This is a genomic window from Pseudomonas sp. CFBP13508, from assembly GCF_005233515.1.
Taxonomy (GTDB): Bacteria; Pseudomonadota; Gammaproteobacteria; order Pseudomonadales; family Pseudomonadaceae; genus Aquipseudomonas; species Aquipseudomonas mercuritolerans.
Genome location: NZ_QFZZ01000002.1, coordinates 398,841 through 416,989 on the forward strand (window position 1 = coordinate 398,841; position 18,149 = coordinate 416,989).

Here is an 18,149-nt window from a genome sequence, read left to right on the forward strand (position 1 = left end):
GCGCCTCATTTATCAAGGACACCCCATGACTGCCTCGGAAAAAACCCTGCGTTCGCAACGCCTGAACCAGATCACCCATGAGCCGCACAGCAAACTCGATGCGCTGGTCAAAGCCCACGCACCCTTCGAAACCCGCGCCAGCTTCGCCCGTTTCGTCGTCGCGCAATACCTGTTCCAGGCGGAACTGGTCGAGCTGTACAACGATGCCGAACTGACCGAAATCGTCCCGGATCTGCCGGCCCGTTGCCGCGCCGAAGCCGCCAGGGCTGACCTCGCCGACCTCGACACCGAAGTCCCGGCGCCTGTGGCCGGCGCGCTGAAAAACCCGAGCAAGGCGCGGGCGCTGGGCTGGATCTTTGTTTCCGAGGGTTCCAAGCTCGGCGCGGCGTTTTTGATCAAGCGTGCGGTGGCACTGGAGCTGAGCGAAACCTTCGGTGCCCGGCATCTGGCTGAACCGCAAGGTGGCCGCGCCGAGGGCTGGAAAAGCTTTGTGCGCACCCTCGATGCGTTGCCGTTTACCGCTGAGGAAGAGGCGGAAGTTGAGCAAGGTGCACTGGATGCGTTCAACCGCTTTACCGTGCTGCTGGAACGGGCTTATGCCATAGAAGCCGAAGTGGCCTGAAGCAACTCGTATCCCTTGTGGGAGCGAGCCTGCTCGCGAAGACGGCAGCACATTCAACATCAATGTGCCTGATCAACCGCTTTCGCGAGCAGGCTCGCTCCCACAGGGCTCACCACAAATCTGTAAGATCCCCGTTCCGCTTCAGAAGCCGCCGCTGAGCCCATGCCCACACCCGCCGCCTCAAAACTCGCCCGTCTGCTGTTCGGCCTGCTGGCCTATGTCAGTCTCGGCATCGGCCTGATCGCCATTGTCGTGCCCGGCCTGCCGACCACCGAGTTCATCCTCCTTGCCGCGTGGGCCGCGACCCGCAGTTCGCCGCGCTTGAGTGCGTGGCTGGAAAATCACCGCCTGTTTGGGCCGATCCTCAGTAACTGGCGCAACGGCAGGATCATCGCGCGCAAGGCCAAGCTCAGTGCCACCGTCAGCATGCTGCTGTGCGCCACTTTGATGCTGGTGATGCTCGATCACGGCTGGCCGATCTATCTGGCGATTGCCGGCATGGCCATGGGCAACCTGTGGATCTGGTCGCGCCCGGAGACGTCCGTCGCGGTAGTGAAACATTCCTGTAATTAAAGACTTTTCAGCACTTTCCCCTGCGCAAACGTTTAGCGGCGACCGTCCGTCGGCAAGCGCCTCATGCCGTTTCGCTTAACGCCGATGAGCATTGAATGGCGCTGAATGGATTTGGCAAACCGGGCTCCCGGCCCAGCCACCTGTTTATTCCATTCGCGAGATCGCCCCATGTTCGACTCTCTGTCCATTCGCCTGAAAATCGTCCTGCTCTCCGGCCTGTGCCTGCTCGGAGTGGTGGTGCTGATCGTCAGCATGAACATCTACCAGACCAATCAGAACGACGCGCTGGTCAGTCAATCCAGCAACCAGTTGCTCACCGCCAGCGTGCAGAACCTGCTACAGGCCAAGGCCGCCGAACAAGCGGTGCGGGTGCAGAAAACCTTTGGCGAAAGCCTGCTGGTGGTCACCGCCCTCGCCGACCAGATCAAGGATCTGCGGACGATGGCCGCCAAGCGTTCACTCGAAGCCGGTGCCGTTCGGGAAGAGTTGAACCAGAATCTGAAAACCTCTTTCGAGCGCAACGATAAAGTCCTTGGCATCTGGCTGGCCTTCGAACCCAACGGCCTCGACGGCAAGGACAGCGAATTTGCCAACGATGCCGCGCGGCAGTCCAACGAAGCCGGGCGCTTCGCCTCGTACTGGAGCCGTGCCGCCGGCGCCGCGCTGAATACAATCATGGTCGAAGATGACCTGACCAAGACCACCCTCAGCGTCAGCGGCACGCCGTACAACAGTTGGTACACCTGCCCTCGCGACAACAAGCGCACCTGCCTGCTCGACCCGTATGCCGACACCGTCGGTGGCAAGGAAATGCTCATGACGACCATTTCCGTTCCGCTGCTGGTTGATGGCAAAGCGATCGGCGTGGTCGGTGTCGACATCGCGCTCGATGCCTTGCAAGCCGCCGCCGTCGACTCGCAGCGCAGCCTGTTCAACAACGCCGGGCACATGCTGATCGTCTCCGGCAGCGGTGTGCTGGCGGCCGACAGTGCTGACGCGACGCGGGTCGGCAAAAAAATCAGCGACACCCTCGGCGCCGATGGCAAAGACGTATTGCAACTGGTCGGCAGCGGTACGGCAAAAATCCTCGAACAGGGCGACCTGATTCGCGCGGTTTACCCGGTCGACCCGATCGGCAATTCGCGCGCCTGGGGCGTGGTCATCGACCTGCCCGAGCAGGTGCTGCTGGCCGACTCGGTGAAGCTGCAAACGGTACTGGATGATGCGCAAAAAACCGGCGTGATCACTGCGCTGCTGGTAGCGGGCGTGGCCGGTCTGGTCGGCCTGCTGCTGATCTGGCTCACCGCCTCCGGCGTCACCCGTCCGATCAACAGCGTCGCCGACATGCTGAAGAACATTGCCAGCGGCGAAGGCGATCTGACCCAGCGCCTGAACTACAGCAAGAAAGACGAGCTCGGCGAACTGGTGAACTGGTTCAACCGCTTCCTCGACAAGCTTCAGCCGACCATCGCGCAGATCAAACAGAGCATCACCGAAGCACGTGGCACGGCTGATCAGTCATCAGAAATTGCCCGCCAGACCAGCGAAGGCATGCAGGTGCAGTTCCGCGAAATCGATCAGGTCGCCACCGCGTCCAACGAAATGAGCGCCACCGCCCACGACGTTGCCAACAGTGCCTCGAATGCGGCAAACGCCGCCAAGGGTGCCGATCAGTCGGCGAAGGACGGCATGGCGATCATCGAGCGCAGCACCCGCGACATCAATCAACTCGCCGATGAGGTCAGCAAAGCAGTGACCGAGGTCGAAGCGCTGGCAGTCAACAGCGAGCAGATCGGCTCGGTGCTGGAGGTGATCCGCAGCATCGCCGAACAGACCAACCTGCTGGCTCTCAACGCCGCCATCGAAGCCGCCCGCGCCGGCGAAAGCGGTCGCGGTTTTGCCGTGGTCGCCGACGAGGTGCGCAACCTCGCCAAACGCACGCAGGATTCGGTGGAAGAAATCCGCATCGTCATCGAGCGCATCCAGACCGGCACCCGTGGCGTGGTCGCGACCATGCACTCAAGCCAGACCCAGGCGCACAACAACGCCGGGCAGATTCGTCAGGCCGTTGATGCCCTGGGCAAGATCAGCGACGCGGTGACGGTGATCAGCGACATGAACCTGCAGATCGCCAGCGCCGCCGAAGAACAGAGCGCGGTGGCCGAAGAGGTCAACCGCAACGTCTCGGCGATCCGCACCGTCACCGAAACCCTGACCGAACAGGCCACGGAATCGGCAGCGATCAGCAGCCAGCTCAACAGCCTGGCGAGCCAGCAGATGAAATTGATGGATCAGTTTCGCGTGTAACAATCCAGCATAAATCCCTGTGGGAGCGAGCCTGCTCGCGAAGAGGTCGTCATATCCAACATCGGTGTTGACTGACACGACGCCTTCGCGAGCAGGCTCGCTCCCACAGGGGAAACGGGTTCACACCCTGGTTTCATCTGAACCGCGATTCTTTTGCACTATCATCACCCTCTCGCTCCGGAGGGCCTTCGATGACTGATCTGCTCACGTCCATCCAAACCGCACTCGGCCTGCCTCACACGCCAATACCCTTCACCGGTGACGGCGCCCTGCCCTCGGCGTTCGCGGTCACCGAACTGGCCTGCGCCAGCATCGCCGCTGCCGGGCAAGCGCTCAGCGAATTGCTCCACCAGCAAACCGGGCACTTGCCTGCGGTTGCAGTCGACCGCCGTCTGGCCTCGTTGTGGTTTTCCACCTCGCTTCGGCCGATCGGCTGGCAGGTGCCGCCGCTGTGGGATCCCGTCGCCGGCGACTATGCGACCCGGGACGGCTGGATCCGTCTGCACACCAACGCCCCGCATCACCGCGTCGCCGCTGAACGCGTGCTCGGCGCCTGCGCCGATCGTGCCGCAATGGCGGCGAAAGTCGCACAGTGGGCGAGCGCGGAGCTTGAGCAGGCGGTGGTCGATGCCAAGGGCTGCGCCGCCGAAATGCGCAGTTGGACGCAGTGGCAGCAACATCCGCAGGGGCTGGCGGTGAATGCCGAAGCGCTGGTGCAATTCATCGAGCAGACGGACGAGAACCGCAGCCCATGGCAAGGCTCGATCGCACGGCCTCTGGCAGGGATCAAGGTGCTCGACCTGACCCGCGTCCTCGCCGGCCCCACCGCCAGCCGCTTCCTCGCAGGGCTGGGCGCCAACGTCTTGCGCATCGATCCACCGAGCTGGAACGAACCCGGCGTCGTTCCGGAGATGACCGTGGGCAAACGCTGCGCGCGGCTGGATCTGCAAGTGCCAGCGGATCGCGCAGTGTTCGAAGGTTTATTGCAAGACGCCGACATTCTGCTGCACGGCTACCGCGCCGATGCGCTGGAACATCTGGGGTTTGGTATTGAACGTCGAAGGCAACTGGCACCGGGGCTGATCGACGTCTGCCTCAATGCCTACGGCTGGAGCGGCCCCTGGCAGAACCGCCGGGGCTTCGACAGCCTGGTGCAGATGAGCAGCGGCATCGCCGAGGCCGGACAGCATTGGAAGCACAGCGATAAACCGACGCCGCTGCCGGTGCAGGCGCTGGATCATGCGACCGGGTATCTGCTGGCGGCGAGTGCGATCAGATTGCTGACTGAACGACTGGCCAACGGTCGCGGGGGTTCGGCGCGGTTGTCGCTGGCACGGACGGCGAAGCTGTTGCTCGAGCATGGGCCGGCGACGCATGACCCGCTGCGGGCCGAAGATGCGCTGGATCAGGATCCGGCGATTGAACACACCGCGTGGGGCCCGGCGCGCAGATTGCGCGTGCCGGTGCAGGTCAGCGGGACGGTGGTGCGGTGGGATTGGCCGACGACGGAGTTGGGCTCGCATCCTCCGTGTTGGCCCATGAGAAGCCCCTCACCCTAGCCCTCTCCCAGAGGGAGAGGGGACTGATTGGGGGGTATTGGAGAGTTACGCCGACGTGAAAGATTTTCGTCGAATCCATAATCGACTCGATCGCTCAGGTCGATGTATAGCGCCAGACACCTCGGTCGGCCCCCTCTCCCTCTGGGAGAGGGCTGGGGTGAGGGGCGGCTTTTCAGATCACAACGACAACACTCCGCTATACAACCCATACGCCGCCAGCCCCGCCCCGATCACCACGCAGGCAAAAATTCCTTTCTCCACCGTAGTGAAAACCGGCTGGCCCTGTTCACGCTTGGCCTTGGCAAACAGAATCACCCCCGGCGCATACAGCAGCGCCGATAGCAGCAGATATTTCACCCCGCCGGCATACAACAGCCACACCGCGTAAACCAGGGCGATGCCGCCAATCAGCAGATCCTTGGTGCGCTCGGCCGACGCGTGCTCGTAGGTTTCGCCGCGCCCGCTGAGCAGTACCGCGTAGGCCGCTGACCACAGGTACGGCACCAGAATCATTGACGAGGCCAGGTAAATCAGACTGGTGTAAGTGCCCGCCGAAAAAAGCGTGATCAGCAGGAAAATCTGGATCATCACATTGGTCAGCCACAGCGCGTTGACCGGCACGTGATTGTTGTTTTCCTTCTTGAGGAACGCCGGCATGGTCTTGTCCTTGGCCGTGGCGAAGAGGATCTCCGCGCAGAGCAAAGCCCATGACAACAACGCGCCCAACAGGGAAATCGCCAGCCCGACGCTGATCAGCAACGCGCCCCACGGCCCGACGATGTGCTCGAGCACCGCCGCCAGTGAAGGGTTCTGCAGGTTGGCCAGTTCCGGCTGGCTCATGATCCCCAGCGACAGCACGTTGACCAGCACCAGCAGCGCCAGCACGCCGAGAAACCCGATCACCGTGGCGCGGCCGACGTCGCTGCGTTTCTCCGCGCGGGCCGAGTAGACGCTGGCGCCTTCGATGCCGATGAAGACGAACACGGTGACCAGCATCATGTTGCGCACCTGATCCATCACCCCGCCGAAGTTCGGATTGCTGCGACCCCAGATATCGCGGGTGAAGATGTCAGCCTTGAACGCGACGGCCGCGATGACGATGAACATGATCAGCGGCACGACCTTGGCCACGGTGGTCAACTGGTTGATCAGCGCCGCCTCCTTGATCCCGCGCATCACCAGAAAATGCACCGCCCACAACAGCACCGAGGCGCAGCCGATGGCGATCGGCGTATTACCCTGGCCGAACACTGGAAAGAAATAGCCGAGGGTGCTGAACAGCAAAACGAAATAACCGACGTTGCCCAGCCATGCACTTATCCAGTAACCCCAGGCCGACGAAAACCCCATGTAGTCGCCAAACCCGGCCTTGGCGTAGGCGTAGACGCCCGAGTCCAGCTCCGGCTTGCGATTGGCCAGGGTCTGAAAGACGAACGCCAGGGTCAGCATGCCGATCGCAGTGATGCCCCAGCCGATCAGGATCGCCCCTGCATCGGCGCGCGCAGCCATGTTCTGCGGCAACGAGAAAATCCCCCCGCCGATCATCGACCCCACCACCAGCGCGATCAACGCACCAAGGCGCAGCTTTTGCGTCGGTTGCGACATGCAGATCTCCTTGAAAGAGTCGTTGTTGTTTATTTGTAACAACACCCGACTAAAAGCCTAAGGGTAGATGACGTTTATCAGGTAATGCCGAATCTCGCAGGGTTATATATAGCCGACCACGATAAGGCGTAGCACATTAAGTCAGTTTTGTGCACCGATCTTGATTATTCGATTCTGTGCTGAAAACAGATGACCGACATTTGCCAATCGCTGAAAAGCAACTAGCGTCATAGTTCGAAAGCATTAATAGCTATTCCCAAATGCGTCAGCGAAACGTCTCTGGAACGGGCCTTTGAGGCTACAGCGTCATGCCCCGCAACGAGTGGATAAGTCATTCATTAACAATGGAATGTGACCATGCACTGATCCATGTCAGCTGTTCGAACAGACAACAGTACTAGGCTGTGAGCTCTCCTTTCCTGCAATGGAGTCATGCAAATGTCTGAAGCGCCCGGAAAACTAAGACTCGGTGCACTGGTTGCACTGGTAGTCGGTTCAATGATTGGCGGCGGGATATTTTCGTTGCCACAAAACATGGCCGCCAGCGCCGACGTCGGTGCAGTGCTGATCGGCTGGGCCATCACCGCAGTCGGCATGCTCACCCTCGCATTTGTCTTTCAGACCCTCGCCAATCGCAAGCCTGACCTGGACGGCGGTGTCTACGCCTACGCCAAGGCCGGATTCGGCGACTACATGGGTTTCTCATCGGCCTGGGGCTACTGGATCAGCGCCTGGCTGGGCAACGTCGGCTACTTCGTTCTGCTGTTCAGCACCCTCGGCTATTTCTTTCCGATCTTCGGCGAAGGCAATACCCCGGCGGCGGTGATCGGCGCGTCCTTGCTGCTGTGGGGCGTGCATTTTCTGGTGTTGCGCGGGATCAAGGAAGCGGCGTTCATCAACCTGGTGACCACCGTCGCCAAGGTCGTGCCGCTGCTGCTGTTCGTGTTGATCGCGGTGTTCGCCTTCAAACTGGACATCTTCACCGCCGACATCTGGGGCGTGAAAAACCCTGATCTGGGCAGTGTGATGAACCAGGTGCGCAACATGATGCTGGTCACCGTCTGGGTGTTCATCGGCATCGAAGGCGCGAGCATCTTCTCCGCCCGCGCCGAGAAACGCTCGGACGTCGGCAAGGCCACCGTGATCGGCTTCATCACCGTGCTGCTGTTTCTGGTGCTGGTGAACGTGCTGTCGCTGGGCATCATGACCCAGCCGGAACTGGCGAAACTGCAGAACCCGTCAATGGCCGCCGTGCTTGAGCACGTGGTCGGTCACTGGGGTGCGGTGCTGATCAGCGTCGGCCTGATCATCTCGCTGCTCGGCGCGCTGCTGTCGTGGGTGCTGCTGTGTGCCGAGATCATGTTCGCCGCCGCCAAAGACCACACCATGCCGGAGTTCCTGCGCAAGGAAAACGCCAACCATGTGCCGGTCAACGCCCTGTGGCTGACCAACGCGATGGTGCAGGTGTTCCTGATCATCACCCTGTTCTCGGCCAGCACTTACCTGTCACTGATCTACCTCGCCACCTCGATGATTCTGGTGCCGTACCTGTGGTCGGCGGCCTATGCCCTACTGCTGGCGGTGCGCGGCGAGAGCTACGAAGGCTTTGCCGCCGAGCGGCGCAAGGATCTGATCATCGGCGGTATCGCCCTGATCTATGCGGTGTGGTTGTTGTACGCCGGCGGGGTCAAGTACCTGCTGCTGTCGGCCCTGCTCTATGCGCCCGGCGCGATCCTGTTCGCCAAGGCCAAGCTGGAACTCAAACAACCGGTTTTCACCAACGTCGAGAAGCTGATTTTCGCCGCAGTGGTCGTGGGCGCCGTGGTGGCGGCCTACGGTCTCTACGATGGCTTCCTGACGCTGTAACCCCTGATTGAATTGTCATCTGGAGGAACACAGAAATGACCACGGAAAAAGTGAAGTACGGCGTCCACTCCGAAGCCGGGAAACTGCGCAAAGTCATGGTTTGCTCCCCAGGTCTGGCCCATCAGCGGCTGACCCCGAACAACTGCGATGAACTGCTGTTCGATGACGTGCTGTGGGTGGCGCAGGCCAAGCGCGACCACTTCGACTTCGTCACCAAAATGCGCGAGCGCGGCATCGACGTGGTGGAAATGCACAACCTGCTGACCGACATCGTCGCCATTCCCGAAGCGCTGGACTGGATTCTTGAGCGCAAGGTGACCGCCGACTCGGTGGGCCTGGGCCTGATCAGCGAAGTGAAATCCTGGCTGAAAAGCCTCGAGCCACGGCACATCGCCGAATTCCTGATTGGCGGCGTGTCGGCCGATGATCTGCCGGACAGCTTCGGTGGCAAGACCATCCAGATGTTCCGCGATTTCCTCGGCCACTCCAGCTTCATCCTGCCGCCGCTGCCCAACACCCAGTTCACCCGCGATACCACCTGCTGGATCTACGGTGGTGTGACGCTGAACCCGATGTACTGGCCGGCGCGCCGTCAGGAAACCCTGCTGACCACCGCCATCTATAAATTCCATCCGCAATTCACCAATGCCGAATTCGAGATCTGGTACGGCGACCCGGACAAGGATCACGGCAACTCGACGCTTGAGGGCGGCGACGTCATGCCGATCGGCAACGGCGTCGTACTGATCGGCATGGGCGAGCGTTCATCGCGTCAGGCCATCGGCCAACTGGCGCTGAACCTGTTCAACAACAAGGCGGTGGAAAAAGTCATCGTCGCCGGCCTGCCGAAGTCCCGCGCGGCAATGCACCTGGACACCGTGTTCAGCTTCTGCGACCGCGACCTGGTGACGATTTTCCCGGAAGTGGTCAACCAGATCGTCGCCTTCACCCTGCGCCCAGACGAAAGCAAACAGGGCGGCATCGACATCCGCCGCGAAGAAGGCAGCTTCCTCGACACCGTCGCTGCGGCGCTGAATCTGCCGAAACTGCGCGTGGTGGAAACCGGCGGCAACAGCTTTGCCGCCGAACGCGAGCAATGGGACGACGGCAACAACGTGGTGGCCATGGAACCGGGCGTGGTCATCGGCTACGACCGCAACACCTACACCAACACCCTGCTGCGCAAGGCTGGCGTGGAGGTCATCACCATCAGCGCCGGCGAACTTGGTCGCGGCCGTGGCGGCGGCCACTGCATGACCTGCCCGATCATCCGCGACCCGATCGATTACTAATCTTTGAGCCTTCGCCGCGACTTATCGAGCGCGGCCAAGGGGATAACCGAAACCCAAGGAGATCCATCATGGCTTTTAACATTCACAACCGTAACCTGCTCAGCCTGGAACACCACACCCCACGTGAGCTGCGTTACCTGCTCGACCTGTCCCGCGATCTGAAACGCGCGAAATACACCGGCACCGAGCAACAGCATCTGAAGGGCAACAACATCGCCCTGATCTTTGAAAAAACCTCGACCCGCACCCGTTGCGCCTTCGAAGTGGCGGCCTATGACCAAGGCGCCAACGTCACTTACATCGACCCGAACTCGTCGCAGATCGGCCATAAAGAGAGCATGAAAGACACCGCCCGCGTGCTCGGGCGCATGTACGACGCCATTGAGTACCGTGGCTTCAAACAGGAAATCGTCGAAGAGCTGGCCAAGTTCGCCGGCGTGCCGGTGTTCAACGGCCTGACCGATGAATATCACCCGACCCAGATGATCGCCGACGTGCTGACCATGCGTGAACACGCTGACAAGCCGATCCACGAAATCAGCTACGCCTACCTGGGCGACGCGCGCAACAACATGGGCAACTCGCTGCTGCTGATCGGCGCCAAGCTCGGCATGGACGTGCGCATCTGCGCGCCAAAAGCACTGTGGCCGCTGGACGATCTGGTGGCGCGCTGCAAAAAATACGGTGAGGAAAGCGGCGCACGCATCACCCTCACCGAAGATCCGAAAGAAGCGGTCAAAGGCGTCGACTTCATTCACACCGATGTCTGGGTATCGATGGGCGAACCGGTGGAAGCCTGGGCCGAGCGTATCCAGCAACTGCTGCCGTATCAGGTCAACGCCGACCTGATGAAAGCCACCGGCAACCCGCGTACCAAGTTCATGCACTGCCTGCCGGCCTTCCACAACAGCGACACCAAGGTCGGCAAACAGATCGCCGAACAATATCCGCACCTGAAAAACGGCATCGAAGTGACCGACGACGTGTTCGAGTCGCCAGCCTGCATCGCCTTCGAGCAAGCGGAAAACCGTATGCACACGATCAAGGCGATTCTGGTCTCGACCCTGGCTGATCTCTGACGCCACAGCGCTCCCACTGAAGGAACCGGAAACCCAATGTGGGAGCGAGCCTGCTCGCGAAAGCGTCAGATCAGACAACATCACTGTTGAATGACATACCGCATTCGCGAGCAGGCTCGCTCCCACAGGGATTCCGGTTCCGACAGGGGGATCGAATCGTTTGTCATTCCTCTGCTTAGAAGGATTGCACCATGCGTATCGTCGTAGCCCTGGGCGGTAACGCCCTGCTCCGCCGTGGTGAGCCGATGACCGCTGACAATCAGCGCGCCAACATCCGCATCGCCACCGAGCAAATCGCCAAGATCCATCCCGGCAACCAACTGGTCATCGCCCACGGCAATGGCCCGCAAGTCGGTCTGCTGTCGCTGCAAGCGGCGGCCTACACCTCTGTCACTCCCTACCCGCTGGACGTGCTCGGCGCCGAAACCGAAGGCATGATCGGCTATATCATCGAACAGGAACTGGGCAATCTGCTCGACTTCGAAGTGCCGTTCGCCACCCTGCTGACCCAGGTCGAAGTCGACGCCAACGACCCGGCCTTCAAGAATCCGACCAAACCGATCGGCCCGGTGTACGAGAAAGCCGAAGCGGAAAAACTCGCCGCCGAAAAAGGCTGGGCGATTGCCCCGGATGGCGACAAATTCCGCCGCGTGGTCGCCAGTCCACGGCCGAAGCGCATCTTCGAAATCCGCCCGATCAAGTGGCTGCTGGACAAGGGCAGCATCGTCATCTGCGCCGGTGGCGGCGGCATTCCGACCATGTACGACGAGCAACGCAACCTCAAAGGCATCGAGGCGGTGATCGACAAGGATCTGTGTTCGTCGTTGCTTGCCGAGCAACTGGAAGCCGACCTGCTGGTGATCGCCACGGACGTCAATGCAGCCTTCATCGATTACGGCAAACCAACCCAGAAAGCCATCGCCGAAGCGCACCCGGACGAACTCGAACGCCTCGGCTTCGCCGCCGGCTCCATGGGACCGAAGGTGCAGGCAGCCTGCGAATTCGCGCGCCATACTGGCAAGGTCGCGGTGATCGGTTCGCTGGCCGATATCGAAGCCATCGTCCAGGGCACCGCCGGTACGCGGGTCAGCACGGCGAAGCCGGGGATCAGCTACCGATAACAATAAACGCCGGGGCAGGCTCAAGGCCTGCCCCGCCTCCATGCCTTGAAAGGAGTAGCTCAATGGCCCAGTTCGAACCCGGTCACCTGCACATCGAGCGGCACGCGTTGACCGACGATGACGTCAATTACAACGTGCATCTGGACTATGAAGTGTTCACCGATCCGCAGAAAGGCAAAGGTATTCAGTTCACCCTGCACGGCAGCATGCAGGGCAAGGACATGAAGGAGACGTTTTTCCTGCCCAAGGAAGAAGCCTACAACTTCGCCCGCGATGTCACGCGGATCGCCGAGAAGTACGGAATTCCCAAGACCCACAGCCAGATCGGCTCGGTGCACAAGCATTACGATCTGATGTTTGAAGACATTCGGCAGAAGTTGAATATGCAGTCGGGGGATCCGGTGAACCTCGAGCATTTCGAATAAAAATCAAAAGCCCCTCACCCTAGCCCTCTCCCGGAGGGAGAGGGAACCGATTGGGGATGCTGCAGCATTGCGTCGACCTGATCCTGCATCACTGAATCCATAATCGCCCGGTACTTTCAGGTCGATGCATAACCCCAGACACCTCGGTCGGCTCCCTCTCCCTCCGGGAGAGGGCTGGGGTGAGGGGGCGGCGCTGGCGACATTTCAAAAAGCGTCCCGATCCGGCTTTACCGAATCCATAGCCGCCCGGTACTTTCAGGTCGATGCATAACCCCAGACACCTCGGTCGGCTCCCTCTCCCTCCGGGAGAGGGCTGGGGTGAGGGGGCTTTTGATTTAAGGCATACTTGCCCCCCTCCGCTCTGCAGATCACTGAACCGCCCCATGCGTATTCACGTCAGTTTCATCGACCGCGTCGGCATCACCCAGGAAGTCCTGGCTATCCTCGGTGGGCGCAATCTCAATCTGGATGCGGTGGAGATGATCCCGCCGAACGTCTACATCGACGCGCCGACCCTCAGCCCGCAAGTGCTCGAAGAACTCAAAGACGCGCTGTTTCGCGTGCTCGGCGTGGAAGCGGTGACCGTGGTCGATATCCTGCCCGGCCAGCGTCGGCATCTGCAGCTAGATGCCTTGCTCGCAGCGATGACCGACCCGGTGCTGGCCCTCGACAGCGCCGGCAAGGTGCTGCTGGCCAACCCGGCGCTGATTGCCCTGTACGGTCGCGAACCGGCCGGCGAAAGTGTCTCGGCGTTGTTCAACGATCCCGGTCTGCTCGACACCCTGCTGGAAAACGGCTTTCGCCTGCCGCTGCGCGAGATCACCGTCAACGGCCAAACCCTGCTGCTCGACGCCACGCCGATCACCGACGCCGGCGCCCTGCTGACCCTGTATCAACCGAACCGCATCGGCGAACAACTCTCGGCACTGCATCACGATCACGCCGAAGGCTTCGACGCGTTGCTCGGCGAGTCTCCGGCGATTCGCACACTCAAGGCCCGCGCGCAACGCGTCGCCGCCCTTGATGCACCGTTGCTGATTCAAGGCGAAACCGGTACCGGCAAAGAATTGGTGGCCCGTGCCTGTCACGCGATCAGTGCGCGGCACAGTGCTCCTTTTCTGGCGTTGAACTGCGCAGCGCTGCCGGAAAACCTCGCCGAAAGCGAACTGTTCGGCTACGCCCCCGGCGCCTTCACCGGTGCGGCGCGTGGCGGTAAACCGGGGCTGATGGAACTGGCCAACCAGGGCACGGTGTTTCTCGATGAAATCGGCGAGATGTCGCCGTACTTGCAGGCCAAACTCCTGCGTTTTCTCAACGACGGCAGCTTCCGCCGTGTGGGCGGCGATCGCGAAGTGAAGGTCAACGTGCGCATCCTCAGCGCGACCCACCGCGACCTGGAAAAAATGGTCAGCGAAGGGCTGTTCCGCGAAGACCTGTTCTATCGCCTCAACGTGCTCAACGTCGAAGTGCCGCCGCTGCGTGAACGCGGTCAGGACATCCTGCTGCTGGCGCGCTACTTCATGCAGCAGGCCTGCGCGCAAATCCAGCGCCCGGTTTGCCGCCTGGCGCCGGGGACTTACCCCGCCCTGCTCGGCAATCGCTGGCCGGGCAACGTACGGCAATTGCAGAACGTGATTTTCCGCGCAGCGGCGATTTGCGAGAGCAGCCTGGTCGATATCGGCGACCTCGACATCGCCGGCACTTCAGTGGCGCGCCAGGCCGATACCGACGTCGACAGCCTCGAGCAAGCGGTCGAATCGTTCGAAAGAGAGCTGCTCGAGAAGCTCTACGTCAGCTATCCCTCGACCCGGCAACTGGCGAGCCGCTTGCAGACCTCGCATACCGCCATTGCCCATCGCCTGCGCAAATACGGCATTCCCAATAAACCCTGACTCACCGCGCATCCCTTTTGAAGGAAATTCCCCATGTGGGAGCGAGCCTGCTCGCGAAAGCGGTCTATCAGCAAAATGGCTGGCGCCTGACACACCGTATTCGCGAGCAGGCTCGCTCCCACAGGATTTATGGCGGATTCGAAATCCGTCCAAAAACGACCTCCACCTGTACCGAAAGCGCTACAGCGGAACGATATCGATACACCCGCCTGTGACCAGCGCTGCGCAACGCTTTGATCCCGTTCAGCTTTTCTCCTCGCCCCAAGCTGTAGCGATTTCGCTACAACAGCAACATCCCAACAAACATCAAAACAACACAAGCCATTGATTTATATAGATAAATTAACCTTGGCCGCATTCTTGCTACCTGCCTCCTCATCTATTAAGGGCTTCCCCGCCCCAAGCTTTCCACCGCGTCCACCAGACGAGTCTGGCCCCTGAGGAGTTTCCATGAGCGAGTTGCGTTTTACTGAAGATCACGAATGGCTGCGCACCGAAGCCGACGGCAGTGTCACTGTCGGCATCACCGCATTCGCGCAGAACGCCTTGGGCGACGTGGTGTTCGTGCAACTGCCTGAGCTGCAGGCTTACGAAAAAGGCGCTGAAGCCGCCACCGTGGAATCGGTGAAAGCCGCCAGCGGCGTGTACATGCCGCTCGATGGCGACGTGCTGGAAGTCAACCCGGCGCTGCAAGACGCTCCTGAGCTGGTCAACGAAGATCCCCTGGGCGAAGGCTGGTTCTTCCGCTTTCAGCCAAGCGACGCCGCCGCTGTCGGCAAACTGCTCGATCAGGACGCTTACGACCGTCTGATCAAAGCCCAAGCCGAAGCCTGAGGAATTACCCCATGACCGCTATCAATCTCGGCACCGCCAACGAATTCATCGCCCGTCACATCGGCCCGCGCGCCGGTGACGAGCAAGCCATGCTCAACAGCCTCGGCTTCGACTCGCTCGAAGCCCTGAGCGCCAGCGTCATCCCGGAAAGCATCAAGGGCACCAGCGTGCTGGGCATGGACGACGGCCTCAGCGAGGCCGACGCCCTGGCGATGATCAAATCCATCGCTGGCAAAAACCAACTGTTCAAAACCTACATCGGCCAGGGCTACTACAACTGCCACACGCCGTCGCCGATCCTGCGCAACCTGCTGGAAAACCCGGCCTGGTACACCGCTTACACCCCGTACCAGCCAGAAATATCCCAGGGCCGTCTCGAAGCGCTGCTGAACTTCCAGACCATGATCAGCGACCTCACCGGCCTGCCGATCGCCAACGCCTCCCTGCTCGACGAAGCCACCGCCGCTGCCGAAGCCATGACCTTCTGCAAACGCCTGAGCAAGAACAAGGGCAGCCACCAGTTCTTCGCCTCGATCCACAGCCATCCGCAAACCCTCGACGTGCTGCGCACCCGTGCCGAGCCGCTGGGTATTGACGTGGTCGTGGGCGATGAGCGCGAACTGACTGACGTGACGCCATTCTTCGGCGCGCTGCTGCAATACCCGGCGAGCAACGGTGATGTGTTCGACTACCGCGAGCTGACCGAGCGCTTCCACGCCGCCAACGCTTTGGTCGCTGTTGCCGCTGATTTGCTGGCCCTGACGCTGCTGACGGCACCGGGCGAATTCGGTGCCGACGTCGCCATCGGTTCGGCGCAACGCTTCGGCGTGCCGCTGGGCTTCGGTGGCCCGCACGCTGCTTACTTCTCCACTAAAGATGCATTCAAGCGTGACATGCCGGGCCGTCTGGTGGGTGTCTCGGTTGACCGTTTCGGCAAACCGGCGCTGCGTCTGGCGATGCAGACCCGCGAGCAACATATCCGCCGCGAAAAGGCCACCTCGAACATCTGCACCGCGCAAGTGCTGCTGGCCAACATCGCCAGCATGTACGCCGTCTACCACGGCCCGAAAGGCCTGACCCAGATCGCCAACCGCGTGCATCAACTGACCGCGATTCTGGCCAAGGGCCTGACCGCGCTGGGCGCTCAAATCGAGCAGGCAAACTTCTTCGACACCCTGACCGTTGCTACCGGCGCACACACCGCCGCGCTGCACGACAAGGCGCACGCTCAGCAGATCAACCTGCGTGTGATCGACGCTGCACGTCTGGGCCTGTCGGTCGACGAAACCACCACGCAGGCTGATATCGAAACCCTGTGGGGCTTGTTCGCCGACGGCAAGACCCTGCCGGACTTCGCTGCGCTGGCCGCCTCGGTGCAGAGCACCATTCCTGCTGAGCTGGTGCGCCAGTCGCCGATCCTCAGCCACCCGGTGTTCAACCGTTATCACTCGGAAACCGAGCTGATGCGCTACCTGCGCAAACTGGCGGACAAGGACCTGGCGCTGGATCGCACGATGATCCCGCTGGGCTCGTGCACCATGAAACTCAACGCCGCCAGCGAAATGATCCCGGTGACCTGGGCCGAATTCGGTGCACTGCACCCGTTCGCCCCGGCCGCACAAAGCGCCGGTTATCAGCAACTGACCGATGAGCTGGAAGCGATGCTCTGCGCCGCCACCGGTTACGACTCGATCTCGCTGCAACCGAACGCCGGTTCGCAAGGTGAATACGCAGGTCTCCTGGCGATCCGCGCCTACCACCAGAGCCGAGGCGATGAGCGCCGCGACATCTGCCTGATCCCGTCGTCGGCCCACGGCACCAACCCGGCCACCGCACAAATGGCCGGTATGCGCGTAGTCGTCACCGCATGCGATGCCCGTGGCAACGTCGACATTGAAGACCTGCGCGCCAAGGCCATCGAGCACCGCGAACACCTCGCCGCGCTGATGATCACCTACCCGTCGACCCATGGTGTGTTCGAAGAAGGCATCCGCGAGATCTGCGCGATCATTCACGACAACGGCGGCCAGGTGTATATCGACGGCGCCAACATGAACGCCATGGTCGGCCTCTGCGCACCGGGCAAGTTCGGCGGCGACGTTTCGCACCTGAACCTGCACAAAACCTTCTGCATCCCGCACGGCGGTGGCGGCCCGGGCGTCGGCCCGATCGGCGTCAAATCGCACCTGACCCCGTTCCTGCCCGGCCACGGCCAGATGGAACGCAAGGAAGGCGCGGTCTGCGCGGCGCCGTTCGGCAGCGCAAGCATTCTGCCGATCACCTGGATGTACATCCGCATGATGGGTGGCGCCGGTCTGAAGCGCGCTTCGCAACTGGCGATCCTCAATGCCAACTACATTTCCCGTCGCCTCGAAGAGCATTACCCAGTGCTGTACACCGGCAGCAACGGCCTGGTGGCGCACGAGTGCATTCTTGATCTGCGTCCATTGAAAGACAGCAGCGGCATCAGCGTCGATGACGTCGCCAAACGCCTGATCGATTTCGGTTTCCACGCGCCGACCATGTCGTTCCCGGTCGCCGGCACGCTGATGATCGAGCCGACCGAAAGCGAATCCAAGGAAGAACTCGATCGCTTCTGCGACGCGATGATCCGCATCCGCGAAGAAATCCGCGCAGTGGAAAACGGCACCCTGGACAAGGAAGACAACCCACTGAAAAACGCCCCGCACACCGCAGCGGAACTGGTTGGCGAATGGACCCACCCGTACAGCCGCGAGCAAGCGGTGTACCCGGTCGCGTCGCTGATCGAAGGCAAATACTGGCCGCCGGTCGGCCGTGTCGACAACGTCTTCGGCGATCGCAACCTCGTCTGCGCCTGCCCGTCGATCGAAAGCTACGCTTAAAGGAATGAAGGGGCTGAATATCGGCCCCGATTTCAGCAACATCCTAGATCCCCCTGTGGGAGCGAGCCTGCTCGCGAAGGCGCCATTTCAGTCAACGTAAATGGTGGCTG

13 protein-coding genes and 1 pseudogene are annotated in these 18,149 nt (G+C 61.3%); 13 read left to right on the forward strand and 1 reads right to left on the reverse strand.

What is annotated here, in order from left to right; translation table 11 throughout:
* Window positions 1-25 precede the first annotated feature (25 nt).
* The 4 genes from PspCFBP13508_RS06340 (at window position 26) to PspCFBP13508_RS06360 (ending at window position 5,061) form a co-directional block, all read left to right on the forward strand.
* Window positions 26-622 (forward strand): biliverdin-producing heme oxygenase, encoded by a 597-nt coding sequence (locus PspCFBP13508_RS06340; RefSeq protein ID WP_137213995.1) that lies wholly within the window; start codon window positions 26-28, stop codon window positions 620-622.
* A gap of 162 nt (window positions 623-784) precedes the next feature.
* Window positions 785-1,195, forward strand: a complete 411-nt coding sequence (locus tag PspCFBP13508_RS06345) for a YbaN family protein (protein WP_137213996.1) — start codon at window positions 785-787, stop codon at window positions 1,193-1,195.
* Window positions 1,196-1,363: 168 nt separating this feature from the next.
* A complete protein-coding gene (locus PspCFBP13508_RS06350) occupies window positions 1,364-3,502 on the forward strand; it encodes a methyl-accepting chemotaxis protein (protein ID WP_137213997.1) in 2,139 nt (712 codons plus the stop codon).
* Window positions 3,503-3,693: 191 nt separating this feature from the next.
* Window positions 3,694-5,061 (forward strand): CoA transferase, encoded by a 1,368-nt coding sequence (locus PspCFBP13508_RS06360; RefSeq protein ID WP_137213998.1) that lies wholly within the window; start codon window positions 3,694-3,696, stop codon window positions 5,059-5,061.
* Window positions 5,062-5,238: 177 nt separating this feature from the next.
* On the opposite strand, the gene arcD (PspCFBP13508_RS06365) is transcribed toward PspCFBP13508_RS06360, so the two are convergent.
* Complete coding sequence (arcD, locus tag PspCFBP13508_RS06365) at window positions 5,239-6,666, reverse strand: arginine-ornithine antiporter (RefSeq protein WP_073472012.1); 1,428 nt, start codon at window positions 6,664-6,666, stop codon at window positions 5,239-5,241.
* A 438-nt stretch (window positions 6,667-7,104) separates the two neighbouring features.
* Here arcD (PspCFBP13508_RS06365) and arcD (PspCFBP13508_RS06370) point away from each other — a divergent pair, with 438 nt between their 5' ends.
* The 9 genes and pseudogenes from arcD (PspCFBP13508_RS06370) (at window position 7,105) to gcvP (ending at window position 18,039) form a co-directional block, all read left to right on the forward strand.
* Window positions 7,105-8,532, forward strand: coding sequence for an arginine-ornithine antiporter (gene arcD, locus PspCFBP13508_RS06370; RefSeq protein WP_041479781.1), 1,428 nt, complete (start codon window positions 7,105-7,107; stop codon window positions 8,530-8,532).
* Between the two features lie 35 nt (window positions 8,533-8,567).
* The gene (gene arcA, locus PspCFBP13508_RS06375; protein WP_016773516.1) at window positions 8,568-9,824 is read left to right on the forward strand and encodes an arginine deiminase; all 1,257 of its coding nucleotides are present in this window, start codon (window positions 8,568-8,570) and stop codon (window positions 9,822-9,824) included.
* 68 nt (window positions 9,825-9,892) lie between these two features.
* Window positions 9,893-10,903 (forward strand): ornithine carbamoyltransferase, encoded by a 1,011-nt coding sequence (locus tag PspCFBP13508_RS06380; protein WP_024014074.1) that lies wholly within the window; start codon window positions 9,893-9,895, stop codon window positions 10,901-10,903.
* 38 nt (window positions 10,904-10,941) lie between these two features.
* Window positions 10,942-11,031: pseudogene (locus PspCFBP13508_RS27580) on the forward strand (metal ABC transporter ATP-binding protein); the annotation flags it as partial.
* Between the two features lie 63 nt (window positions 11,032-11,094).
* Window positions 11,095-12,024, forward strand: coding sequence for a carbamate kinase (arcC, locus tag PspCFBP13508_RS06385; RefSeq protein ID WP_024014075.1), 930 nt, complete (start codon window positions 11,095-11,097; stop codon window positions 12,022-12,024).
* Between the two features lie 62 nt (window positions 12,025-12,086).
* The gene (locus PspCFBP13508_RS06390; RefSeq protein WP_042607276.1) at window positions 12,087-12,449 is read left to right on the forward strand and encodes a DUF5064 family protein; all 363 of its coding nucleotides are present in this window, start codon (window positions 12,087-12,089) and stop codon (window positions 12,447-12,449) included.
* Window positions 12,450-12,832: 383 nt separating this feature from the next.
* Window positions 12,833-14,341 carry a sigma-54-dependent transcriptional regulator gene (locus tag PspCFBP13508_RS06395; RefSeq protein ID WP_110646607.1) on the forward strand — a complete coding sequence of 503 codons (1,509 nt, stop codon included), beginning with the start codon at window positions 12,833-12,835 and terminating at the stop codon, window positions 14,339-14,341.
* A gap of 450 nt (window positions 14,342-14,791) precedes the next feature.
* On the forward strand, window positions 14,792-15,175 hold the full coding sequence (gene gcvH, locus PspCFBP13508_RS06400) for a glycine cleavage system protein GcvH (protein WP_039758162.1): 384 nt from the start codon (window positions 14,792-14,794) through the stop codon (window positions 15,173-15,175).
* Between the two features lie 11 nt (window positions 15,176-15,186).
* Window positions 15,187-18,039: an aminomethyl-transferring glycine dehydrogenase gene (gene gcvP, locus PspCFBP13508_RS06405; protein WP_137213999.1), complete on the forward strand. Its 2,853-nt coding sequence runs from the start codon at window positions 15,187-15,189 to the stop codon at window positions 18,037-18,039.
* The last annotated feature ends 110 nt before the right edge of the window (window positions 18,040-18,149 follow it).

Bases quoted from the DNA above. Each gene is read 5' to 3' on its own strand.
- PspCFBP13508_RS06340 (WP_137213995.1), top strand. From the start codon at position 26: ATGACTGCCTCGGAAAAAACCCTGCGTTCGCAACGCCTGAACCAGATC.
- PspCFBP13508_RS06345 (WP_137213996.1), top strand. From the start codon at position 785: ATGCCCACACCCGCCGCCTCAAAACTCGCCCGTCTGCTGTTCGGCCTG.
- PspCFBP13508_RS06350 (WP_137213997.1), top strand. From the start codon at position 1,364: ATGTTCGACTCTCTGTCCATTCGCCTGAAAATCGTCCTGCTCTCCGGC.
- PspCFBP13508_RS06360 (WP_137213998.1), top strand. From the start codon at position 3,694: ATGACTGATCTGCTCACGTCCATCCAAACCGCACTCGGCCTGCCTCAC.
- arcD (WP_073472012.1), bottom strand. From the start codon at position 6,666: ATGTCGCAACCGACGCAAAAGCTGCGCCTTGGTGCGTTGATCGCGCTG.
- arcD (WP_041479781.1), top strand. From the start codon at position 7,105: ATGTCTGAAGCGCCCGGAAAACTAAGACTCGGTGCACTGGTTGCACTG.
- arcA (WP_016773516.1), top strand. From the start codon at position 8,568: ATGACCACGGAAAAAGTGAAGTACGGCGTCCACTCCGAAGCCGGGAAA.
- PspCFBP13508_RS06380 (WP_024014074.1), top strand. From the start codon at position 9,893: ATGGCTTTTAACATTCACAACCGTAACCTGCTCAGCCTGGAACACCAC.
- arcC (WP_024014075.1), top strand. From the start codon at position 11,095: ATGCGTATCGTCGTAGCCCTGGGCGGTAACGCCCTGCTCCGCCGTGGT.
- PspCFBP13508_RS06390 (WP_042607276.1), top strand. From the start codon at position 12,087: ATGGCCCAGTTCGAACCCGGTCACCTGCACATCGAGCGGCACGCGTTG.
- PspCFBP13508_RS06395 (WP_110646607.1), top strand. From the start codon at position 12,833: ATGCGTATTCACGTCAGTTTCATCGACCGCGTCGGCATCACCCAGGAA.
- gcvH (WP_039758162.1), top strand. From the start codon at position 14,792: ATGAGCGAGTTGCGTTTTACTGAAGATCACGAATGGCTGCGCACCGAA.
- gcvP (WP_137213999.1), top strand. From the start codon at position 15,187: ATGACCGCTATCAATCTCGGCACCGCCAACGAATTCATCGCCCGTCAC.